Genomic DNA, 22,939 nt, shown 5'->3' with positions numbered 1-22,939 from the left:
TCTCTTAGCAGCCATGCTCGTTGTCTTAGCCTTCGTCACACCGGCCCAGGCCGAATCCCGGGCAGCACCGCCGACCGGATGCGGGTTCCAGAACCTCGGCACGATGCCGCTCACCGGGGCCACCACGGCGGGCACCACACTCGACGGCGACCGGGTGTACTCGGTCACCTCCAGCGCCTCCGGTCCCGCCATGCTCGCCATCCGGAACGCCTCCGACGCCACCCTGATCGCCGAGAAGCCGCTGCCGCTCGCGCTCGGCTCCTGGGCCGTGACCGTGGCCCCGGACCACTCGGTCTACGTCGGCAGCTACAACGCCACGGCCGGGGCCATGGGCAGGCTGTTCCGCTACGACCCCGCCAGCGACCAGGTGAGCGAGCTGGGCATCGCGGTGCCCGGCGAGACGTTCGTGTGGACGGTGGCCGCCAGCCCCGACGGCACGGCCGTCTACGGCGGAACCTCGCCCCACGGACGGCTCTTCCGCTACGACACCGCCAGCGGACGGATCGACGACCTGGGCAGCCCGGTGCCGGGCGAGCAGTTCGTGCGCGACCTGGCCATCGGCGACGACGGCACCGTCTACGCCGGGCTCGGCGCGCAGAGCATGAAGGTGGCCGTGCTGAAGCCGGACGGCACCCTCATCAGGGTGATCGAGCCGCCGACCGACGAGCAGGGGTACGCCTACGACCTCGACATCGTCGGCCGGCACCTGCTGGTGCGCTTCGCCACCTCGACCGGGACCAACCCCATGGGTGTGTACGACCTGGCCAGAAAGTCCTGGAAGGACACGGTCGACGACGTCGACAGCCTCACCGTGGGCGGGGGCCGGCATGGGCAGGCGGTCTACCTGGTCCAGGGGGACGAACTCTCCAAATATGACCTCAAAAGCGGAAAAATCGTGAAACTGGGGTTTACCGATCTCGGCGGCGGCGCGGCCAGACCCCTCGGCTGGGTCGGCACCACGCTCGTCGGCACCTCCTCCACCGGCCGCATCTGGCACTACGACCGGCGCACCGGCAAGGGAACCCTCTTCGCCTCCACGGTGACCGGCCAGCCCGTCAGCGTCCGATCCATGGGGGTCGGCCCCGACGGCCGCATCTACGCCGGCGGCTTCTTCACCGGCGGCCTGGCCGCCTACGACCCCAAGACCGGCGAGTCCCAGTTCTGGCCGAACGTCGGCCAGAGCGAGGGCATCGTCACCCACAAGGGCAAGCTCTACCTCGGCGTCTACCCGGGCGCCCGCATCTACGAGTTCGACGGCACCGCGCCCAAGGAGCTGCTCAACCTCGCCACCCAGGAGCAGGACCGGCCGTTCGCGATGGTGTCGGCGGGCGACCTGCTGGCGTTCGGCACGGTGCCCAAGGTCGGCACCATCGGCGGAGCTCTGGGCCTGTACGACCCCGCCACCGGCAAAGCGGTGATCAAGCGCAATCTGATCCCCGGCCAGAGCATCATCGGCCTGGCCTACAAGGACGGGATCATCTACGGCACGACCTCGGCGTTCGGCGGCACCAGCACGCCGCAGGGCGAGGCGCAGGCCTTCGCCTACGACGTCGCCACCGACAAGCTCATCTGGCAGACCACCCCCGTCCCGGGCAACCTGGCGCTCGGCTCGATCACCTTCGACGAGGACGGCAAGCTCTGGGGCCTGAGCCCCGACAGCCTGTACGAGCTGGACGCCGCCACCGGCGCCACGCTGCGCCAGGTCCAGCACCAGACCTACCCGTGGGACACGGTGACCCAGGTCCTGCTCGACACCAACATCGAGCTCGGCCGCGACGGCATGCTCTACGGCAAGGTCCAGGGCAAGGCTTACAAGATCGATCGGGCGACGATGAAGCTCACGCTCATCGCCCGCCCGATGTCGATCCTGCTCGAAGGCCCTGACGAGCACATGTACCTGTCACGCTTCGAGAACTTCTACACCTATCGACTCTGCGGCTGATACCTGAACAGCTTGGCACCCTCCGCGAAGTAGACGTCACCGGACCTGTGCACCGCGAGGTGGTGCACAGGTCCCCGCTTCACCACGGCCTTCGCTCCCGTCCTCGGGCTGACCGTGACCACCTCGGTGCCGGCGTGCGCCCCGTACAGGAGTCTGTCCTTGGGGTTGAAGACGAGCTGGCCGCTCGCGCCGGAGCCGGTGGAGAGGGTGACGCGGGAGACCACCTTGCGGGCCGCGACGTTCACCCCGAACACCTCGCCGCCCGCGATGCCCCAGAGCCGGCCGCGGTCGTCGAAGGTCAGCGCGGGGATGGCCGGCTTGCCGGGCGCGGGGACGAACTCCCACAGCAGCCGGTCCTCCTTGACCGACCAGGCGAACAGCTTGGCCTCCGGCTGCGTCGGCGGGGTGGCCGACTGGCCGCTGTAGATGGAGGTGCCGCCGTAGAGGACACCGTCGCGGTAGGCGAGCGACACGATGCTCTGGTCCTGGACGACGCCCCGCTGTGCGTGCTTGAGCTTGCCCGTGGCGGGATCCCAGATGGCCAGGACACCGCCGAGCTGCCCGAGGTCGGGCATGGTGCCGGCCGCCACGTACCGGCCCGCCGAGACCAGCGCGCGCGGCCGGATCTGCTTGTCGGCGGCCAGGTCGAAGAGCCGGGCGGGGTTGGCCTCGGGTCCCGGCTCGGGGCTGGGCGAGTATTCGGGGCTGTGCCACGGCAGCTCGGGATCGTAGGCGTAGACGCGGGCCTCGGGATAGGCGCCGACGTAGAGCTTGCCGCGGTGCGTGGTCATGGCCTCGGACTGGGAGAAGGTGTGGAACTCCGCCACCTTCCCGGTCTTGGCGTCGAGCGCCGCGAAGCCGCCGTTGAGGAAGCCGCCGGTGTAGACGCGGCCGTCGGGGCCGCCCGCGATGGCGGTGATGTCGATCGGCTCGCCCTGGATGCCGGTCTGGACGAAGGACTTCGCTCCGGTCTGCGGGTTGTAGCGGAACATCAGGCCCCGCCAGAGCAGCCCGACCAGGCTCTTGCCCGGGTAGTCCGGCAGGCCGAGCTCCGCCCAGCCGATACCGCGGCTGTTGGCGACCCGTCCGGTGACGGGCATGCCGGTCGGGGTGACGGCCCGGGTACGCGGATCGTAGCTGACGAGCTCGCCCGCCTTTACAAAGTAGACCCTGCCCTGCTCGTCGGGCGGGGACACGTCGAGTCCGTGCGCCGCGTCGAGCGCGTCCACCCACTGGCCCGCGGCGATGTCCCAGACGTGCAGCGGCCCCGGGAACGCGTCGCTGAACCTGACGAACACGAAGCCCGCGGCCACGTTGACGTCGTACGCCCACTTGCCCGTCACGTCCAGGCCGGACGGCGTGGGCAACCGCTTGACCGTGCCGTCGGCGGCGTCCACCTCGAAGAGGGCTGCGGGGTTCTCGGTGCCCGCGTAGATCTTGCCGTCGGCGTAGGCGACGCTGCGGACGTAGGAGTGGGTCGCCGACAGTTTGCCGTAGTCGCGCACCCCGGTGGCGGGGTCGTAGGCGAACAGACGGCCGCCCGGTGAGGTGCCGCCGTAGACGGTCGCGCCCTGGCCGGCCGCCACGGTCCAGATGAAGTTCTCCGAGGCGAGCGGCCGGCCGAGGTCGGTGACGCCCGACTCGCGGGTCCAGCGGTAGAGGCGGCCGTCGCCGTAGGTGCCCGCGTAGACGCTGCCGTCGGGGGTCGCGTCCACCGCCCAGGCGCCGGCCGCGCCGGGCAGATCGAGGCGGGCCACCGCGGCCCCGGTGGCCGGGTCCACCGCGTTGAGATGGGCCGGAGCCCCGGACGAGGCGCCCCAGAGAACGGGAGTGCCGTCCGGGCCGGGGGCGACGGTACCGCCGAGGAGCAGCACATCCTGGAGTGGCACGCCGAGATCCGTCACCCGGCCACCGACCGGGTCCGCGGCGGCGGGGGCGGCCGGGGCGAGCAGAGCGAGCGCGGTCATGCCGGCGACAAGCGCCCGTTTGATTAAGACCATGACCGAAACCTAGGAACCAACGGATCAGTGCGTCAAGCTTCTATTACGGTTAGGACCGAAATCGTGATAGCCGACCGCGCTGAGGCGTTCGCTTCCGCGCACGGCGGGTCTCCGGATCGGCACCCAGCAGTCGCCCGTGATCAGGCACAGCGGATCTGCGGGTCGGCACGCCCAGCGGCCGCCCGTGATCAGGCACAGCGGATCTGCGGGTCGGCACGCCCAGCGGCCGCCCGTGATCAGGCACAGCGGATCTGCGGGTCGGCACGCCCAGCGGCCGCCCGTGATCAGGTAGCGCCGGTCAGGGCTTCTCGTGGTAGGTGAGCACCTTGGTCAGGGCCTCGGCTACGTCGGCGGCGCGGGCCGGGTCGTCCATGAGCATGGACTGGCGTACCCAGACCACACTGGCCGCGGCCTCCGTCGCCGCCGGGCACGGCTCGGCCCGCGCGCCCTCGGCGGTCAGCGCGGCCATCGTGCCGAGCGGCGGGTAGCCGGACTCCAGCGGCACTCCCTCGGCCGCCATCGCGGTGAGCAGGAAACCCCGGTCCACCGGCGCGTCGACGCGCAGCATGAGCAGATGGCGTGAGTCCCTGGTGGTGCCGGGCGGCTGCGGCACCAGGGACACCGGCTCCTCCGGCAGGTGGGCCAGTTCGCGTTCCAGGGCGTCGCAGAACGCGTTCCGGCGGTCGATCTCGTCGTCGAGCCGGTCCAGCCAGGGCAGCAGGAGCGCGGCCTGGATCTCGGTGAGGCGCAGGTTCCAGCCGACCTCCGGGTGGCCGTACCACTGGCCGCCCAGCCTGCGGCCGAGGTTGCACACCGACCAGACGGCCTCGTGGTCGGCCTGGTCGCGGCAGACGATCAGGCCGCCCTCCCCGGCGGTCATCGCCTTGCTGGCCTGGAAGCTGTACACCCCGGCGTCACCCAGGCCGCCGACCGGCCGGTCGTGGTAGGTGGCGCCGTGCGCCTGGGCCGCGTCCTCCACGACCTTGAGCCCGTGCCGGGCCGCGAGCGCGTTGATCGGGTCCATGTCGGCCGAGCTGCCCGCCAGGTGGACGGGCATGACGGCGGCGGTCCTGCTGGTGAGAGCGTCCTGTACGGCCTGCGGGGACAGATGCAGGTCGAGCGGGTCCACGTCCACGATGACGGGCACCGCGCCGGCCAGCAGCACGGCGGTGGCCGAGGCGACGAACGTGTACGCGGGCACGATCACCTCGTCGCCGCGCCCCACGCCCAGCCCCTTGAGCGCGGCGAACAGGCCCAGGGTCGCGTTGCCGACCGCGACCCCGTACGGGACGCCGGACAGCCGCGCGAACGCCGCGGTCAGGTCCGCGACCACGGAACCACCCTGGGTGGCCCCCCAGAGGCCGCTCTCCAGCACCTCGGTGACGAGTGCGCGCTGGCGGGGGTCGAGGGGCGGCGGCCAGCTCGGCCAGGGGGTGGCGCGGACCGGCGAGCCACCGTGGAGGGCGAGGGTCACGGAAGCGTCCCTTTCTCTGGTACGGACGGATGAGCGTGGCAGGCGGGCGCGGCCGGGTCAGGGGGTGGGGAGGGCCAGGATGCGGGCCAGGTTCGCGCCCTGGATGAGGGCGCGGTCGGCGTCGGAGAGCGGGGCGAGGGCCACGCGGCCGTAGCCCGTTCTGAGGTCGAGGAAGCACGCGTCGGAGCCGAAGAGCACCCGCTCGGCCCCGGCCAGCGCGGCCAGGCGGGCGATCCAGCGGCCGGTCATCTTGGAGCCGCACACGTCCAGGTAGACGTTCGGGTGGTCGGCCACGGTATGGGCCGCGCGCTCGAAGCCGCTGGGCCACAGGCCCGTGTGACCCAGCAGGAGCGGCACGCCGGGGTGCCGGGCGGCGACCGTGGCGAACTGGTCCGGGTCGCTCCACGGCGAGTCCGTCTGGCCGTGGGCGAGCACCGGCAGCCCGAGCTCCCAGACCGGGTCGTAGCGCGGGTCGTCGAGGCGGCACAGGTGGACGTCCGGGTGGAGCTTGACGCCCCAGACCCCGTCGCGCGTCAGCGGGGTGCGGTGGTGCGGGTTGTAGACCTGCCAGACGCCGAAGCGGCCGGGGAATCGTCCGGCGATCTCCAGGGCCAGCCGGTTGCCCCGCTCGGCGTCGGCGCCGACGGCGAGCAGGTGGCTGATGCCCATGGCGGTCACGCCGATCCGGTCCATGGTGGCCACCAGGCCTTCGGCGGTCGGGTCGGGGATGAGGAAGTCCGGCCAGGTGCCGACGTGGCCGTGCGCGTCGAGGATCACCGGGCCCCTCCCTGACCGGTGTCGCCCAGCAGCAGGTCGAGGGAGCCTGCCGCGATCAGGTCGGTCTCGGCGGGTGTCAGGGCGAGATGGTCGAGCAGGAAGCGCGGGCCGCAGTCGTCGGCCACGGGGGCGCCGGTGCCGAACACCAGCCGCTCCGCGCCGAACCGCTCGGCCAGCCACTCCACGGCGCCCTGCGTGTTCACGGTGCCCATCTCCAGCCAGACGCCGGGCGCCTCGGTCATCAGGCCGGCGATCTTGCGCAGCCAGCGGTAGCCGGGGTTGAGCAGCAGGATCCGCTGTCCGGGCAGGTGCCGGGCGAGGGTGGCCAGCTCGGCGGGCGAGGTCTCCTCCAGGTCGATCGCGAGGGGCAGGCCGATCTCGGCCAGCCAGCTCAGGGTGAGGGAGCCGGTCAGGTCGAAGCGGTGCCGCTGGGGACAGAGCCGGATCAGCCGGGCGCCCCACTCCAGGACCTCGCCGGACGTGGCGGGCGTGGACGTCCCCGGCACGCCCGGCACCACGACGGGCACCGGGACGAGCCGGGGGTCGTCCAGCGCGAAGAGGGCGTCGTTGCCCTCCCGCGCGTCGGCGTAGAGGCTGAGCGTGTGGGTCACCAGGGCGCGATCGATGCCCAGGCGGTCCAGGTCGGCCCTGGGGTCCACCGGCAGGTCGTCGAAGGGCACCGGACCGGCCAGCCGGTGGGCATCCACTACCAATTTCGGCACAGACCGAAACTAGCCGCCATCGGCGGTGGCGGTCAAGCCGGGCAGGCCGGGTCCAGGCGGATCTGGGCCAGGTCCCGGCCTGCCAGCGCCCAGGCGTTCCAGGAGCCGGGCTCGAAGTGGAGCTGCGGGTTGGTGTACCACTCGTCGCCCAGCCCGGTCGCCAGCAGCTTCGCCCCGGTCTTGGCGTCCAGGTGATAGGCGTTGCCGCCGCCGAAGAACGTGGAGACGAACACCTTGCCCCGGTGCACGGTCAGTTCACCGTAACCGGACAGCTTGCCCTGCTGGACGATCTGCCGGGTGGCCAGGTCGAGGGCGATCCAGACGCCGGAGTCGCGCTTGTAGACCCCGTACAGCAGTCCGTCGTGCACCTTGATGTCCTGGAAGGTGCGGTGGCCGGGGATCGGGTCGCTCTGCCAGCGCACCGTGCGGGTCTTCAGGTCGAACGCGGCCACCGACGCGGCCGTCTTCGTGGGCGGCGTGCCTCCGCCGCCGAGCACGTCACCGCCCAGGTAGACGAGGCCGGCTCGGCTGTCCAGCGACAGGCTCATCAGGCTCTGGTCGGGCAGGACGTTCACGTACACGTCCATCTTGCCCGTGTCGGGGTCGACGACGGACAGGGCGCCCTTCAGGTCGGCGCCCAGCGGAGCGCTGGCGACCAGGAGCTTGTCGGTACGCGGGTCGTACTCGATGTCCCACGGCCGCTGCTGCCCGTGGCCCAGGTAGCCGAGGCTGCGGACCTGGTCGGTGCGGATGTCGATGGAGACGATCTGGCCGCTGGGATAGATGGCCGCGTAGATCTTGTTACCGCGCCGTACCAGGTCCTTGGGTTCGCCGGACAGGCGGAAGCGGCGCTTGTCACCGGTGCGCAGGTCGCGCACCTCCATGGAGAAGTGGCCGCCGACGTAGAGCGCGCGGTTGGGGACGAGCAGCATGCTCTGCGGGCGTTCCGAGCCGGGCGTCAGGCCGGCGTCGATCAGGTCGGCGAACTGCGACTCGCCGGTGCGCAGGTCGAGCCACCACATGCCGCCGCTGCCGGAGAAGCCGAGCAGGGTGTGCTCGTCGAGCTGGTGCAGCCGCCGGGTCTCGTCGTCCTGCGACGGCGGGTCGGCGACCTTGGTCAGCGCGGTGTCGCCGGTGCGGTAGCGGTGGACGGCGCCGTCGGGGCGGGAGGTGGCGTAGACGGTGCCGTCGGCGGCGACGGTCAGCATGTCGAGGGTGCCCGTCGCCAGGCTCACGGTCCTGGCGTCGGTGCCGTCGTCGCGCACGTCGATGAGGGTGCCGCCGCTGAGCGCGAGCACCCGGTCACCATGGTCGGCGATGGCACCGATGCCGGCCGGGCCGGTGGCGAGGTCGAGCTTGGCGCCGGTCGCGCGGTCGATGCGGACGAGCTTGGCCTTGTCCAGCAGGCCCGCGTAGACGTGGTCGGCGTCGGCGGCGACCGCCCGGACGTAGCGTTCCCCGGCCGCCAGCACGCCGAAGTCGCGCACCGCGCCGGTCGCGGGGACGTACTCCCACACTCTGCCGTCCGGGTAGGTGCCCGCGTAGAGCGTGCCGTCGGGCGCGGCCGTCAGGCTCCAGACGAAGCCGCCGTTCTTGCCGAAGGAGTGCAGGTGCGCGACCTCGCCGGTGGCGATGTCGAAGCTGTAGAGGTCGGGCACCGGGTAGGTGCCGACGTAGACCTTGCCGCCGGCGACCGCGGTGGCCCAGCCGCCCTCGGGCTCCCCGGTGGCCGGGCCGTCGGGCAGGGTGACGCTCCTGACGACCTTGCGGGTGGCCAGGTCGATGTCCGCCAGGACGGGCGGCTTAAGGCCGCGGGTGACGACGTAGGCGTGGCCCTCGTGCACGGCGGCGCCGACGATGGCCCCGGTCACCGAGGCCGGGCCGTAGGTGCGCACGACGGGTCCCGGGCACGTGCCGGGCACGGCGGCCAGCGCGGGGGGAGGCGCGACGAGGGCGGGTAACACCAGCGTCAGGACGACCAGCAGGGATCGGAGCATACCCAGGACCTCGCGTTCATTGCTGCTTGGTTTTGGCCCAGACCGTAACCAAATGAGCATCGTCCGTCAATGGCATGATGTCGCGCATGGCAATTAAGGAGCGGACCGGTATGGCATTCGACGCGTGGAGTCTGATCGGCGGGCTGGAGGTGGCCCTGGACGTGGACGTCCTGGTCGGGGCCTATCCGGACCGGGACGGCCCGCCCGGGACGCCCGAGTCCGTGGCGGACCTGCTCGCGGCGCACCGCACCCGGACGGGCGCGGTGGCGAGCCTGCGCGCGGCCCTGTTCGACATGCGCTCGGGCAACGACGAGGTGCTCGCCCTGGCCGACATGCGCTCAGACAACGACGAGGTGCTCGCCCTGGCCGGCTCGGCGGAAGCGTCACGCCGGGCTTCTTCGGGACGGCCGCAGGCCGGGCCCGGATGGGTACCCGTAGGGGCGGTGGACCTGCGTGATCCCATCGGCGCCGGCCGCGAGCTCGACCAGCTGGCCGGGGCCGGCGTCCGGGCCGTGCGCCTGTTCCCGGACGAGCAGGGCGTGGAGGCCGGTTTCCCCTCGGTCCGGCATGTCGCCCGCCGGGCGGCGGAGCTCGGCCTGGTGGTGCTCACCGGCGGTGACGTACGCCGGTTCTGGCAGCCGTTCACCGGGCTCGGGGCCCGCGTCGTCTTCCTCGACACGCACTTCTACCACCTGGGCGACTTCCTGGTGGCCGCCGCCGAAGAGCCGGGGTTCCACACCTCGACGCGCCTGCTCAACTCCCCCGACGCGCTGGAGACCGTGGCGGCCGAGCTGGGCGCCGAGCGCCTGCTGCACGGCTCGCGCGCGCCGCACTACGAACCGATCGTCCCCCTGCTACGGCTGGCGACCAGCGGCCTGACACCCGACCAGATCGCCGCCGTGGCCGGGGGCAACGCGAGGAGACTGCTGTCATGATCATCGATGTGCACGCCCACTGGGGCCCGTGGTTCTTCACCATGGACGTCGCCGCGGCGAGCCTGGCCACGATGGACCGCTACGGCATCGACCGGGCCATCGTGTCGGCCACCGAGGCCGTCATCTACGACGCGCCGGCGGGCAACCGCGCGCTGGCCGAGGTGCTGGCGGGCCAGGACAGGCTGTACGGCTACGTCACGATCAACCCGCGGCGGCTGCCCGAGGCGGCCGCGGACCTGCGCGAGCTGCTCCCGTCCGGCAGGTGGATCGGAGTCAAGATCCACACTGACTACACCGGCTCCCCCGTCACCTCGCCCCAGCTGCGCGACGCGCTGGAGCTCGCCGCCGAGGCGGGGCTCCCGGCGCTCGTCCACACCTGGGGCGCCTCGGTGCTCGGGCTGGCCCAGCTCTGCCTGGACACGCCGGGCCTGCGAGTGATCGCCGGGCACATGGGCGCCGACGGGTACGCGCACGCCATCGAGGCCGCGAACGCCTGCGACCGGCTCTACCTCGAACCCTGCTGGTCACACGCCCCGGCGGGCCGCATCGCCGCGGTGGTGGCGGCCGTGGACGACCGGCAACTCCTGTTCGGCACGGACGCCACCCTGATCGACCCGTCCTCCGCGTACGGCGCGGTCGCCGCCGCCGGGCTGACCGCCGAGACCGCCGAGCGGATCGCCTGGCGGAACGCGGCCGAGCTCTTCTCGATCTAGACATTACGGCCCGGCCCGTTATAGCGTGCGGCGAAACTCACAAGGGAGCCCGCGCATGATCCCCCGTCGTCGTTTCCTGCAGGCGGCCGCCGCCACCACGGTGGCCGCCTCCCTCCCCCTCACCGCCGGGGCCGCCGGCGCGTCCACCCGGGCTACCGGCGCGCCCGAAGGCACCCTGACCGACCTCGGCCCGGCCAGCGTCGCCAGCCCGCTGGGCAACGCCGAGATCGTGGGCGACGTCCTGTACGCCGGATCCCGCGGCCTGTCCCCGAACGTCGTCGGCGCGTACGACCTGGCCAAGGACACGGTCACCGCCCACTTCGACATCCCCACCGGCATCGGCGTCTGGGCGATGTGCAAGGTGGGCACCGACGTCTACGTCGGCACCCACTCCCGCTCCGACCTCTACAAGATCGACACGGTGACGGGCACGGTCACCAAGGTCGCCGAGTACCCCGACCACTTCATCTGGACCCTGGCCGCCTCCCCCGACGGCAAGGTCTACCTGGGCACCTCCGAGCCGGGGAAGGTCAAGGAGTACGACCCGGCGACCGGCCTCAGCCGCGACCTGGGCGAGGCCGCCCCCGGCGAGGCGTACGTGCGCGGCATCCAGGCCGACGACAAGTTCGTCTACGCGGGGGTCGGCTCCAACGCGCACCTCATCGCCATCGACCGGGTGACCGGCGAGAAGAAGGACCTCCTGCCCGCCGCCCTGGCCGACCGCGACTGGGTGTCGAGCCTGCACGTCTCCGACACGCACATCGCGGGCGGCATGAACTCCCTGGCCGAGATGATCGTCCTGGACAAGGCGAACCCGGCGGACTACCAGGTCGTCAAGGCCACCGCCCCGGGCGAGAAGTACATCGTCTCGGTGCTCGTCCACGACGGCTTCGTCTACTTCGCGGGCCGTCCCACCGGCACCTTCTACCGCTACGGCCTCGCCTCGGGCGAGCTCGAAGTCCTCGGCGTGCCGTACTTCGAGGCCGCCACGCACCGCATCCTCGCCCACGAGGGGCGGATCTACGGCGTGCAGGACAACGCGGTGTTCGTCTACGACCCGGCGACGGGCGCCATCGACTACCGCAACCTGGTGCAGCGCGGGTTCAAGGCCGCGCCCGAGGAGCCGATGTCGGTGCACAGCGACGGCGAGCGCGTCTACGTGGGCGGCAAGAGCGGCGCCGACATCCACGACCTGGCCTCGGGCAAGGTCACCAGACTCGCCATCCCCGGCGAGCCGAAGACCATGCTCACCCTCGGAGGCACCACCTACCTCGGCGTCTACACCCAGGCCGCCCTGTACGCGCACCGCCCGGGCGAGGCGGAGGCCACGCTGCTGGCCCGCGCCGGCAACCAGCAGGACCGCCCGCGCGACCTGGCCTACGACGCCAGGACGGGGCTGATCGTGATGCCCTCCCAGCCGGAGCCCGGCCACATGAACGGCGCCCTGACCCTCTACAACCGCCGCACCGGCGAATACACCACCCAACGTCCCGTCGTCGAACGCCAGACCGTCTACTCGGTCGCCACCGAGCACGGCACCGCCTACCTCGGCACCCTGGTCCAGGAGGGCCTCGGGATGCCTCCGGTCACCACCACCGCCCGCCTGGCCGCCTACGACCTCACCAAGCGCAAGCTGCTGTGGGAGGTCGAACCCCTGCCCGAAGCCCGCTCGATCGTCTCTCTCGCGCTCCACGCCCGCACCCTGTACGGCATCTCCAGCACGGGCGAGGTGTTCGAGTTCGACCTGCGGCGCAAGAAGGTCACCCGAACGCTCAAGGTCGCCGCGAAGGGAAGCGACCTGCACGTCGTCGGCCGGGTGGCCTACTGCACGGACGGCGACAAGATCTACAAGATCGACCTGGCCGCCTTCACCGCCAAGCCGATCGTCGAGGGCCTGGCCGCGCAGTGGTTCGGCGGCGAGCCGAAGCTGGCCCTGGACCCCTCCCGGAAGGCCCTGTTCGGCGTGAAGGGCCGCAACCTGGTCCGCATCACCATCACCGGCCGCCGCTGAGAGGACCGGACGCCTACCATGCCGGAGTGGTGAATGTGAGAGTCTCCACTGGTCAGCGCGTCGGGGCGTGCCCGAATCGTTCCTCCTCGTACCGACCGAGACAGCCTCCGGCCGTGTCTCAACGGGCGGAGGTGCGGCCGAGCCTGGTCTCCAAGCCATCCAGGATGCGCTCGACGCCGTAGACGAAAGACTCTGCGCGGATCTGCCCCGGATCCTTGGTCTGCTCCGCCGCGCGCCCGTCGCGCAGGAGCGGGTATTCCTGCAGGGCCTGTTCGGCGGTCGGTCGCAGGCTCTCAAGCCAGTCCTGCTCGTTCTGGCCGCTGCGGGCGAGCACCGACAGGTAGGCGGCCTCGCTGGTGGTCATCCCGATGACGTAGGCGATGAGCAGATTCATAACCTGATCGGCCTCGTCAACGGCGAAGCCCGCCGCTTTGAACAGGGCGAGCATGCGCTCCGACTGCCGCATCAGGTTGGGCCCGAGGTAGGCGAGCCCGACCTGGCCGAGCACGGAGACGACCCAGGGATGACGCAGCACCATCGAGCGCAGGCTGTGGGCGGTTTCGGTGACGGCCGCCCGCCAGCGTGCGGGGTCGGCGGCGGGCACCCGTACCTCGCCGTAGATCTCGTCCACGACCAGCTCGATCAGCTCGTCCTTGTTGGCCACATGCCGATAGAGAGACGTGGCTCCGGCGCTGAGCCGGGCGCCGAGGCTGCGCATGCTCAGGGCGTCGATGCCCTCGGCGTCCAGGAGTTTGATGGCCTCGGACACGATCCGGTCGCGACTCAGCGACGGCTGCTCCCGCTTGGGACGCGGGCGGGCCCATACCGAGGGGATGGGCTGCTTCTCGGCTGGCATACAGGTCTCCTCGTCGCGGGACGCCCATGGTAGCGTACGACGTTCGCAGCGTGCGTACAGCGATCCCGTCCAGTGGGCATCGAAGGCTCACCCCACATGCGTCATGCGCCGAGAACGCGCACGTGCGCTACACGTTCGCCGACAGCCGCACGAGCGCACCGCCGCACCATCGCACGGCCGTACCACTGCATAGCTGCGCCGTAGAGCCGTCAAGCCGCACGGCTGAACCGCCGCACCGCCGCAGGGTGGTGCCTCATGTCCGCTGACCGTCTCAACCGCATCACCGTGCGCGGTTGCGCACATCGCTCCACCATGCGTACAGTGTGCGCATCGAGAGAGCAGCGCACTGGAGGAAGCATGGCGACGAACGTGCAGTGGACCGAGCAGGGTGCTTGGACGGCCGGCGGCGACTGGGGGAGTGCCGGCTCGCAGGGGCAGACCTTTGACCTGGCCCGCTGGCAGGCGCGCTTCGACGAGCTGCGCCGCAGGCACCACGTGCCGGGCGCGTCACTGGCGGTGCTGGTCAACGGGCGGGTGCACGAGCTGGCGAGCGGCGTGCTGCACCGGGGCACCGGCGTGGAGGTGACGACCGACTCGGTGTTCCTGTCCGGCTCGATCGCCAAGGTCTACACGGCCACCCTGGTAATGCGGCTGATCGACGAGGGCCGGCTGACGCTGGACACCCGGGTGGCCGACGTCCTGCCCGAGTTCGCCACCCCCGACCCCGTGGCCACCCGGACGATCACCGTCCGCCAGCTCCTGTCGCACACCGGCGGCGTCACCAACGACTTCAACTACGACGGCGGGCGCGGCGACGACTGCCTGGCCCGCTACGTCGAGGCCGCCCGGGACGTGCCGCTGGACTGCCCGCCCGGCACCGCGATCTCCTACGGCGGGCTCGGCTACATCGTGCTGGGCCGCCTCATCGAGGTGCTCACCGGCCGCACCTGGGACCAGGCCCTCAAGGACCTGCTGTTCACCCCGCTCGGCCTGGAGCGCTCGATGACGCTGCCGGAGGAGGCGCTGCGCTTCCCGGCCGCGATGAGCCACCTGGGCGGGCCCGGCGCCGACCCCGACCCGGCCCCCGCCTGGGACCTCATGCCGCGCTCGGCCGGCCCCGCCGGCCGCGTCATCACCTCCGCCGGCGACATGGCCCGCCTGGCCGCCATGCACCTGGCCGGCGGCGGCCCGGTGCTGTCGGCCGAGGCAGTCGCCGCCATGCAGCGCCGCGAGACCGACGTGCCCGACAAGTGGACCGTCTCCGCCGACGGCTGGGGCCTCGGCTGGACCCTCTACGACTGGAACGGCGTGCCTGGCTACGGCCACGACGGCGCCGCCATCGGCCAGTACGCCTACCTGCGCGTCGTCCCGCACGCCGGCCTCGCCCTGGTCCTGCTGACCAACGGCGGCAGCGCCCGGCTCCTGTACGCCGACCTGTTCCGCGACCTGCTCGCCGAACTCGCCGGCGTCACCATGCCCGCCCCCTTCGGCCCGGCCGCCGAACCCTCCGCCGTGGACGTCACCCCGCTGCTCGGCACCTACCGGCGCGCCGGTGTCGTCATCACCGTCAGCCAGGACAGCGGAGGCTCCGGTGATGACGACGGTGACGGCCTGCGCATGCGTTACGAGTTCGTGGACGACATGAAGGACATGTCCCCGCCCCTGGACATGGAGTTGCTCCCGGTGACCCAGACCGTCTTCGCGGCCACGGGGGCGGGCCCGTCCTTCAGCGAGGACTACATGCCCGTCGTCTTCTCCACCCTGGCCGACGGCACGGCCTGCGTGTACGTCGGCATGCGCGCCACCCCCAAGATCGCCTGACGCCGGCGAGGAGGCGTACGACCTGGCGGAGGTGATGCGGGCCACCTGACAGACCCGCGCACCCTCCACGCCGGACCCGCACCCGCTACCTGGAGCACTACGCCCGCAACTCGAAGCGGCCGGAGTCCGGCCTCGTGGAGTACACCCGCGACGAGTGGGATGCGTTCATCGCCGGGGTCAAGGACGGCGAGTTCGACTGACCAGGCAGCCAACACGATGAGGCGGCCCCCGGAGCTTTCTGGGGGGCCCGTTCCTTCGCATCACCGGCCGCCGCTGAAAAACCGGAGGCCCGCCGGGCCGGGCGCATGGTAACCATGGGTATGCCCGTGAGATACCCGGCTCCCCTACGCCCCGGCGACCTCGTCGGCGTCACCGCCCCGTCCAGTGGGGTCGGCGCGGATCTGCGTCCTCGTCTCCAGGCCGCCGTCAAGGTGGTGGAAGCGCGCGGATACCAGGTCGTCGTCGGCGACTGCATGGACGGCGACCGTCATGTCAGCGCACCGGCCGCCGAGCGGGCCCGCGAGCTGATGGAGATGCTCACCGACCCGCGGGTCAGGGCCGTGGTGCCCCCGTGGGGCGGGGAGACCGCGATCGACCTGCTGCCGCTGCTCGACTGGGACGCGCTGCGCGCGGCGGAGCCCACCTGGCTGGTCGGCTACTCCGACCTGTCGACGATCCTCACGCCGCTGACCCTGCTCACCGGCATCGCCACCGTGCACGGCAACAACCTGATGGACACCCCGTACGAGCCGCCGCCGGGGCTGCTCTCCTGGCTGGACATCGTGGCGATGGAGGCGGGCACGACGTTCACGCAGGTCTCCCCGAACCGCCACCGGGCCCACGGCTGGGACGACTGGGCGACCCGGCCGGAGGTGAGCGAGCTGACCCTCGACACCCCGGGCCGGTGGACGCGCTTGGACGGCGGCGGCGACGTCGAGGCCGAGGGCCGCCTGATCGGCGGCTGCGTGGAGATGCTGTGCAACCTCACCGGCAGCCGGTACGGCGACACGACGGCCTTCGCGCGAGCCCCCGAGAGGCTGCTGGTCTACGTCGAGGCGTGCGAGCACGACGCGGCCACCATCTGCCGCAACCTGCACGGCATGCGGCTGGCCGGGTTCTTCGACGCGGCCGGCGCGATCCTCGTCGGCCGCACGCGGGCCCCGGAACTGCCCTCGCTCACCCAGCACGAGGCGGTGCTGGACGCGCTCGGCGGCCTCGGCGTGCCCATCCTCGCCGACGTCGAGTGCGGCCACGTGCCGCCGTACCTGCCGATCGTGAACGGCGCGTACGGCCGGGTGCGGCACACCGCCGACCGGGACGAACTCACCCAGACCCTGAGTTAGAGCACCGCTTTCAGCACCTCGGCCCGCTCGTCGTCGGGCAGGGGCGGGCCGAAGGGGTCGTGAGCGTGGGTGTCCGGGATGCGGCCTTCGGCCGACGCCAGCCAGAGCATGCGCTGGACGTACCCCTCCATCGGCGCGGTGAAGGTGGCCTCGGCGAGCGTGTCGAGGCGGGCCGAGGCCGCGCGGAAGGCGGGCAGGTCGGTGCCGTGGAAGGCGCGCATGACCGCGCCGGTCAGGTCCACGTGCGCGGCGGCGATGCCGACCAGGGCCGCCTCGGCTCCCCACAGCAGCGAGGGGCCGAACATGCGGTCCTCGCCGGTGATCGGCAGCCGGCCCGCCTCCTTGGTGAGGGCGATGGCCTGCTGGCAGGCCATCGCGTCCGACAGCAGGGCCGTCTTGAGGCCGGCGACGCCGGGGTGGCGGAGGATCTCGCGCAGCGCGGGCGGCGGGCAGGGCCGGGTGTAGAGGTCGAAGGCGATCATCGGCAGGCGGGCCGCCTGCCAGACGGCCTCGTGCTGGGCCGGCCGGTCGCCCGCCTGCGGGAACACCAGCACGCCGTCGGCCCCGCGCCCGGCGGCCGTCCTGGCCTGGTCCGCCGCGCTCTCCAGGTCGCCGCCGCCCACCCCGACCAGCACCGGGACGCCGAGCGCGACCGCGCGCTCGATCACCGCGGCGCGCACGTCCGGCGTCAGGAACGGTCCCCGGCCGGTGTGCGCGAGCACCGCGAGGCCACCCGCGCCGTCCTCGACCAGCCCGGCGAAGTAACGCTCGACGATGTCCGGATCCACCTCCCCCGCCGCGTTCATGGGGGTGGCCGCGGCCGCGATGAGGCGGCCGCGCAGACGGTCACGGAGGGCTCGTGCGGAGGTGTCCACGCCGCCGAGCCTATTTGAAGCCGGTCATCGCGATGCTGTTGACCAGGTAGCGCTGCAGCAGGAAGAACACCAGCAGGCACGGCACCACCGAGATGGTGGCCGAGGCCATCAGCAGGGACAGCTGCGTCTCCTCGGTGCGCAGCGTGGTCAGCCCGACCGTCAGGGTCCTGGTCGCGTCGCTCTGGCCCACGACCAGCGGCCAGAGGAAGTCGTTCCAGTGCCACAGGAACACGAACACGCCCAGCGTGGCCATGATCGGCCGGGTCAGCGGCACCACGATCGTCAGGTAGACCCGCAGCTCGGAGGCGCCGTCGACCTTGGCCGCGTCGAACAGCTCATCCGGCAGGCCCAAGATGAACTGCCGCATCAGGAACACCGCCTGCGCGTTGGCCAGCGTCGGCACGATCAGTCCCCAGAACGTGTCCACCCCGTTGAGGCTGTTGACCATCACGAAGGTGGGGATGAGCGTCGCCTGGAACGGCACCATCATGGTGGCCAGGAAGGTCCAGAACATCGCGTCGCGGCCGGGGAAGCGCTTCTTGGCGAACGCGTAGCCGGCCATCGACGCGGTGAGCAGGATGACCACCACCGAGACGACCGAGTAGACGACCGAGTTGAGCGTCCAGTCCACGAACCCGGACGACGACAGCACCCTGGTCAGGTTGTCGAAGGTGAGCGAGTCGGGCCATTGGGAGGGCACGGTCGGCTTGCCCGCGGGCGTGAGCGCCACGACCACCATGGCCACGAACGGGCTCACGGTCAGCACCGAGAGCAGGCCCAGCAGCGCGATCAGGGGCCACCTGACGCGGCGGGCCGCGGCCGCCGTCATACCTCCCCCCGGCCCATGAAGCGGCGCTGGATCAGCGACACGACCAGCACGATCGCGAAGAGCACCATGCCCCAGGTGGCGGCGTAGCCGAAGTCGAAGGACCGGAAGCCGTGGTCGTAGATGCCGTAGATGAGCGAGTAGCTGGCCCTGGCGGGGCCGCCGCCGGTCATCACGTAGATCGTGTCGAAGACCTGGAAGGCGCTGATCGTCTCGATCACCAGCACGAAGAAGAGGGTGGGTTTGAGCAGCGGCAAGGTGATCCTCCGGAAGCGCTGCCAGGCGCCCGCCCCGTCGACCGTGGCCGCCTCCAGGTAGGAGGCGGGGATGGACTTGATGCCGGCGAGCAGGATCAGCATCGAGTAGCCGAACCCCTTCCACACCGACACCACGGCCAGCGCGGGCAGCACCAGCGAGGTCTCCTGCAGGAACGCCACCGGGCCGAGGCCGGCATGGGCCAGCAGGCCGTTGATCAGCCCGTCGAACTCGTAGATCCAGCGCCAGATGACGCCCGCCAGCACGAAGCTGGTGACGTACGGCAGGAACAGCATGCCGCGGAACAGCCCGCGCATGAAGACCACCTGGTTGAGCAGCAGCGCCGTGCCGAGCGACACCACGACGGTGAGCGGTACGTAGATCGCGGCGTACACCAGCGTGACCCGGAGGCTGAGCCAGAAGTTCACATCGTCGAGCAGCCTGACGTAGTTGTCGGCGCCGATGAAGCTCCACTCGCCGCCGATGTTCCAGTCGGTCAGGCTCATGCCCGCCGCCCCCAGGGAGGGGAAGATCCGGAAGATCAGGAAGAGGACGAGCACGGGGAGCACGAACAGCAACCCGGCGACCGGGTCACGCAGACGATGGCGCACGGTGATCCTTTCTCACAGGCCCTTGTGTCAGCCACCGCTGCCGAGCAGCGTGGTGGCCTCCTCGGCCGCCGCGTCCAGGGCCGTCTTGGCGTCTTCCTTGCCGAGCAGGGCCGCCTGGACGTGCGGGGCGATGAGGCCCATGACCTGACGGGCCTTGGGGTGGGTGTCGCCGGGGAAGGCGTACTGGAGGGACTTGGCGAACTCCTTGGCCGACGGCGACTGGTCCGGCACCGTCACGTCGGTGCGGGCCGGGAAGAAGCCCGACGCCTTGGCCAGCTCGCCGGCGACCTCGGGCGAGGCGAGGAAGGTGGCGAACTTCTTGGCCGCGTCCTTGTTCTCGGTGTGCTTGGCCAGCACCAGCCCGCCCGGGATGCCGAACGCGACCCGCTTGGCGCCTTCCAGCGGCAGGCCGATGCCCACGTTCTCCGCGCCGATGGCGGCGCCGAGCTGGTCGGCCTGCAAGGCGGTGGCCGCGTGGTACAGGGCGGTCTTGCCGGCGGCCAGGGTGCCGCCCTCGATGTCGTTGCCCTTGCTGGGGGCGTTCTCCGGCAGGCCGCCGGCCTTCTGGAGGTCGAGCAGGAGCTGCAGGCTCGCGACGCCCTCGGGGCCGTTGAAGGCCACGCCCTTGCCGTCGGCGGTGAAGACGGTGCCGCCGTTGGCCCACAGGAACGGGTAGAAGCTCTGGTTCAGGCTGACCTCGGGCTTGCCCGGGTAGTCCAGGATCGCGACCTTGTCGGCGGCCAGCTTGGGCGCGGCGGCCTTGAGCTCGTCCAGCGTCTCGGGCACCTTGTCCACACCCGCGTCGGCGAACAGCTTCTTGTTGTAGATCGGCGCGGTGATCGTCTGGTAGATGGGGACGCCGTAGATCTTGCCGTCGACGGTGAGAGCGGTGAGCGAGTTCGGCAGGTAGGTGGCCTTGTCGGCGGCCACGACGTCGTCGACCGGCTCGATCGTGCCCTGCTGGGCGTACTGCGGGATCTGGTCGGGGCCGAGCACGACCAGGTCGAAGCCCTTCTTCGAGACCAGCGCCGTGGTGACCTTCTCCTGGCGGCCCTCCCAGGGCTGCTGGTCGATGGTGACGTCGACGGTGGGGTTCTTCGTCTCGAAGTCCTTCTCCACCTTGGCCCAGAACTCCTGGCTCTTGGCCTGATCGCTGATCACGGGGTACATCCACAGGGTCACGGCGCTCTTGTCCGAACCGCTGGACGATCCGCAGGCGGCGGTGGCGACGCTCAGCGCGGCCGCGACGCCGACTGCCGTTATCTTCCTCATGGCGGATCCTTTCGATGAATACCGGTCCTGACCGAAACCTAGTAACGCCAGGTTGGCGCGGTCAATGCTTGATACCTGACCGTAACTACGGCCTTGGCCGGAATTTCGCCAGTTCGCGGGCGACAAGCTCGACGTGCTCGGGGGTGTAGTTCTCGTTCCAGTCGATGATCAGCAGCGTCTCGGCGACCATCCGCTCGGCCTCCGGGCACGAGTGGGGCGTGTAGCCCTCCAGAGGGTAGTGCGAGGTTCCGTAGACCGGCGCGTCCCACACGGGGGCGCGGTTCAGCGGCTGCTCCAGGTAGCCGGCCCGGGCCGGGATCCCGGCCTCGCGCAGCCGCCCGGCCAGCTCGGGAGCGCCGCCTCCGGGCAGCACCAGCGGGAACAGCCACCAGGCGTGCCCCTGCGGGCGCGGCAGCCGTACCCCTGGCAGTCCTTCCAGGGCCTGTAGGAGCCGCAGGGCGGTCCTGCGGCGGGCGGCGAGCACCCCGGGCAGCTTGGCGAGCTGGGCCCGCGCGACGGCCGCCTGGAGCTCGGTCATCCGGTAGTTCAGGCCGAAGGCGACGTACGAGCGGCCGGCCGCCCGGTCCCAGCCCTTGTCGGAGAACAGCCGCATCCTCCTGGCCCGCTCGTCGTCGTCGGTCAGCGCCAGGCCGCCGTCGCCGCAGGTGATGTGCTTCCACTGCTGCAGGCTCAGGCAGGCGACGTCGCCCACGGTCCCGGCCAGCCCTCCCTCGGGGAGCTCGGCGAGCCAGGCCTGCGCGCAGTCCTCGATGAGGGCCAGGCCGTGCCGGTCGGCCAGCGCGCGCAACTCCGCCACCCTGGCCGGGGCCCCGAACAGGTGCACGGCCATGATCGCCCGGGTGCGCGGCCCGATCAGCTTCGCGACGGCGTCAGGATCGAGATTGCCGTCGGAGGGATCGACATCGGCGAAGACAGGAACGGCGTTCTGCGCCAAGATGGGGGCCACAGTCCCGAAGTCCGTGATCGGCGTCGTGATGATCTCGTCTCCAGGGTCCGGCGCCGCGGCCACGACCGCGAGATGGAGGGCAGCGGTGCCGGAGCTGCACGCGACCGCGTGGCGCACGCCATACCGCTCCGCGATCTCGCGTTCGAGCGCGCGTGCCTCGGTCCCCCAGACGGAGTTGAGCATGCCGGAACGGATCACCCGCTCCGCCGCGGCCACCTCTTCGTCGCCGAGCGTGCGGCCCGCGGCCTCGGCCATGGACGGGAACTTCACTGAGTACCTCACAGGTTACAATTGCGGTCTTGACCGTAATGAGCGATAGGAGGCGTGGGTGGCAATCCTCATCGGTGTCGTCGGTCCGCATGATCTGGTGGACCAGGTCGCGGCCACCTGCGAGGAGCAGCCGGGCGTCAGCACGCTGCGGCTCGACTACGACCACGAGGCGCAGGCGCCCGCGATCGTCGAGGCGCACGCCAACGCCGTCGAGGGCTGGCTCTTCACCGGCATCGTGCCGTACATGCTCGCCCGGGACGCCGACGTGCTGACCCGCCCCGCGGCGTTCGTCGACTATACGGGCGCGACGCTGCTCAGCGCCCTGGTACGGCTCCAGCACCAGGGGCAGGACGTGACCCGCCTGTCCATCGACACGCTCTCGGCCGCCGACGTGACGGCGACGTTCGCCGAGGCGGGGCTGCCCACCGAGGATCTGCGCATCCTGCCCTACCGGCCGGAGATGACCTCGGCCAAGGCGATCGCCTTCCATCGGCGTGGCTCCGAGCATCCGGTCATCACCTGCCTGAGCTCCGCGCACGAGGCGCTGCGCGACGGCCCGCACGTGCTGCGCCTGGCCCCCTCGGTGCACTCGGTGCGGGTCGCGCTGCGCCAGCTCCTGCTCACCGCCGAGGGGCAGGCCCAAGAGGACGCGCAGATCGCGCTCGGCCTGATCGAGGTGGAGAACGACGAAGGGCTGCTGCGCGAGGCCACCGCGCTGGGCGGCACCGTCGCCGCCTTCCGCGGCGGCACGCACCTGCTGGTCACCACCCGCGGCCCGCTGCACGACGCCTCCGTCGGCTTCACCGGCCTGCCCATGCTGGCCCGCCTGGCCGTGCACAACCAGGTGGTGCGCGTCGGCTTCGGCCTGGGCCGCAGCGCCGCGGAGGCGGAGAGCCTGGCCCGCCGCGCGCTGGCCCGCGCCCGCCGGATCGGCGACGTGGCCGCGGTCCTGTCGCTGCGCGCCGACACCGACATCGTCCTGGAGTCGGTGCCCACCGGCCCGGCGGGCGAGCAGAACCTCTCGGTCATCGCCCGCCGGGTGGGCCTGTCGCTGCCCACGCTGGAGAAGCTCCTGGAGGCCCGGGCGGCCGTCGGCGACGAGCCGCTGACCACGCGCGAGATCGCCGACCGCCTCGCTGTCCAGCAGCGCACCGCCCGCCGCATGCTGCATCGCCTGGAGCTGGCCGGGCTGGCCGAGCGCACCGGCAACCTCACCAGCGGCTCCAGCGGCCGCCCGCTCACCCTCTACCGGCTCACCCTCTGATCCGGCAC

Annotated in this window: 19 protein-coding genes; 8 read left to right on the top strand and 11 right to left on the bottom strand. The window is 71.5% G+C overall.

What is annotated here, in order from left to right; all coding sequences use genetic code 11:
- The first annotated feature begins 13 nt into the window (after nt 1-13).
- Nucleotides 14-1,942: a ligand-binding sensor domain-containing protein gene (locus IEY87_RS39115; protein ID WP_189143901.1), complete on the top strand. Its 1,929-nt coding sequence runs from the start codon at nt 14-16 to the stop codon at nt 1,940-1,942.
- Here the strand turns inward: IEY87_RS39115 and IEY87_RS39110 are convergent.
- The 5 genes from IEY87_RS39110 to IEY87_RS39090 form a co-directional block, all read right to left on the bottom strand.
- A complete protein-coding gene (locus IEY87_RS39110) occupies nt 1,924-3,942 on the bottom strand; it encodes an NHL repeat-containing protein (protein ID WP_189143900.1) in 2,019 nt (672 codons plus the stop codon). The two genes, IEY87_RS39115 and IEY87_RS39110, sit on opposite strands and share 19 nt — an antisense overlap.
- Nucleotides 3,943-4,240: 298 nt before the next feature.
- Entirely contained in the window at nt 4,241-5,416 is a 1,176-nt protein-coding gene (locus IEY87_RS39105) for a DegT/DnrJ/EryC1/StrS family aminotransferase (protein ID WP_189143899.1), read from the bottom strand.
- Between the two features lie 57 nt (nt 5,417-5,473).
- Nucleotides 5,474-6,193 (bottom strand): amidohydrolase family protein, encoded by a 720-nt coding sequence (locus IEY87_RS39100; RefSeq protein WP_189143898.1) that lies wholly within the window; start codon nt 6,191-6,193, stop codon nt 5,474-5,476.
- Nucleotides 6,190-6,915, bottom strand: a complete 726-nt coding sequence (locus IEY87_RS39095) for an amidohydrolase family protein (protein ID WP_189143897.1) — start codon at nt 6,913-6,915, stop codon at nt 6,190-6,192. Before IEY87_RS39095 ends, IEY87_RS39100 begins: the two co-directional genes overlap by 4 nt.
- A gap of 32 nt (nt 6,916-6,947) precedes the next feature.
- The gene (locus tag IEY87_RS39090; protein ID WP_189143896.1) at nt 6,948-8,912 is read right to left on the bottom strand and encodes a PQQ-binding-like beta-propeller repeat protein; all 1,965 of its coding nucleotides are present in this window, start codon (nt 8,910-8,912) and stop codon (nt 6,948-6,950) included.
- A 110-nt stretch (nt 8,913-9,022) separates the two neighbouring features.
- Here IEY87_RS39090 and IEY87_RS39085 point away from each other — a divergent pair, with 110 nt between their 5' ends.
- Genes IEY87_RS39085 through IEY87_RS39075 form a run of 3 tightly spaced genes read left to right on the top strand, consistent with a single transcriptional unit; the run spans nt 9,023 to nt 12,571 of the window.
- Nucleotides 9,023-9,847, top strand: a complete 825-nt coding sequence (locus IEY87_RS39085; RefSeq protein WP_225278109.1) for an amidohydrolase family protein — start codon at nt 9,023-9,025, stop codon at nt 9,845-9,847.
- Complete coding sequence (locus tag IEY87_RS39080) at nt 9,844-10,560, top strand: amidohydrolase family protein (protein WP_189143894.1); 717 nt, start codon at nt 9,844-9,846, stop codon at nt 10,558-10,560. The genes IEY87_RS39085 and IEY87_RS39080 overlap by 4 nt, the downstream gene beginning before the upstream one ends.
- 55 nt (nt 10,561-10,615) lie before the next feature.
- On the top strand, nt 10,616-12,571 hold the full coding sequence (locus tag IEY87_RS39075) for a PQQ-binding-like beta-propeller repeat protein (protein ID WP_189143893.1): 1,956 nt from the start codon (nt 10,616-10,618) through the stop codon (nt 12,569-12,571).
- 118 nt (nt 12,572-12,689) lie between these two features.
- On the opposite strand, the gene IEY87_RS39070 is transcribed toward IEY87_RS39075, so the two are convergent.
- Complete coding sequence (locus IEY87_RS39070) at nt 12,690-13,427, bottom strand: TetR/AcrR family transcriptional regulator (protein WP_189143892.1); 738 nt, start codon at nt 13,425-13,427, stop codon at nt 12,690-12,692.
- Between the two features lie 357 nt (nt 13,428-13,784).
- Between IEY87_RS39070 and IEY87_RS39065 the strand changes: the two genes are divergently transcribed.
- From IEY87_RS39065 to IEY87_RS39055, 3 genes are all read left to right on the top strand, one after another.
- Complete coding sequence (locus tag IEY87_RS39065; protein ID WP_189143891.1) at nt 13,785-15,248, top strand: serine hydrolase domain-containing protein; 1,464 nt, start codon at nt 13,785-13,787, stop codon at nt 15,246-15,248.
- 89 nt (nt 15,249-15,337) lie between these two features.
- Nucleotides 15,338-15,448 carry a DUF397 domain-containing protein gene (locus tag IEY87_RS46865; protein WP_189143965.1) on the top strand — a complete coding sequence of 37 codons (111 nt, stop codon included), beginning with the start codon at nt 15,338-15,340 and terminating at the stop codon, nt 15,446-15,448.
- A 120-nt stretch (nt 15,449-15,568) separates the two neighbouring features.
- The gene (locus IEY87_RS39055) at nt 15,569-16,591 is read left to right on the top strand and encodes a S66 family peptidase (protein ID WP_189143890.1); all 1,023 of its coding nucleotides are present in this window, start codon (nt 15,569-15,571) and stop codon (nt 16,589-16,591) included.
- Here the strand turns inward: IEY87_RS39055 and IEY87_RS39050 are convergent.
- From IEY87_RS39050 to IEY87_RS39030, 5 genes are all read right to left on the bottom strand, one after another.
- Nucleotides 16,588-17,466: a dihydrodipicolinate synthase family protein gene (locus IEY87_RS39050; protein WP_225278108.1), complete on the bottom strand. Its 879-nt coding sequence runs from the start codon at nt 17,464-17,466 to the stop codon at nt 16,588-16,590. The two genes, IEY87_RS39055 and IEY87_RS39050, sit on opposite strands and share 4 nt — an antisense overlap.
- A gap of 10 nt (nt 17,467-17,476) precedes the next feature.
- Complete coding sequence (locus IEY87_RS39045; protein ID WP_189143889.1) at nt 17,477-18,295, bottom strand: carbohydrate ABC transporter permease; 819 nt, start codon at nt 18,293-18,295, stop codon at nt 17,477-17,479.
- The gene (locus IEY87_RS39040) at nt 18,292-19,158 is read right to left on the bottom strand and encodes a carbohydrate ABC transporter permease (protein ID WP_225278107.1); all 867 of its coding nucleotides are present in this window, start codon (nt 19,156-19,158) and stop codon (nt 18,292-18,294) included. The genes IEY87_RS39045 and IEY87_RS39040 overlap by 4 nt, the downstream gene beginning before the upstream one ends.
- A gap of 27 nt (nt 19,159-19,185) precedes the next feature.
- Nucleotides 19,186-20,430, bottom strand: coding sequence for an ABC transporter substrate-binding protein (locus IEY87_RS39035; protein WP_189143888.1), 1,245 nt, complete (start codon nt 20,428-20,430; stop codon nt 19,186-19,188).
- An 85-nt stretch (nt 20,431-20,515) separates the two neighbouring features.
- A complete protein-coding gene (locus IEY87_RS39030) occupies nt 20,516-21,667 on the bottom strand; it encodes a DegT/DnrJ/EryC1/StrS family aminotransferase (protein ID WP_225278106.1) in 1,152 nt (383 codons plus the stop codon).
- 58 nt (nt 21,668-21,725) lie between these two features.
- Here IEY87_RS39030 and IEY87_RS39025 point away from each other — a divergent pair, with 58 nt between their 5' ends.
- Nucleotides 21,726-22,931, top strand: coding sequence for a response regulator (locus IEY87_RS39025; RefSeq protein WP_225278105.1), 1,206 nt, complete (start codon nt 21,726-21,728; stop codon nt 22,929-22,931).
- Nucleotides 22,932-22,939: the final 8 nt, after the last annotated feature.

This window comes from Nonomuraea glycinis, assembly GCF_014646515.1.
Lineage (GTDB): Bacteria > Actinomycetota > Actinomycetes > Streptosporangiales > Streptosporangiaceae > Nonomuraea > Nonomuraea glycinis.
Note: the sequence above shows the minus strand (reverse complement) of the source record. Positions and strands in the feature narration are given on the sequence as shown.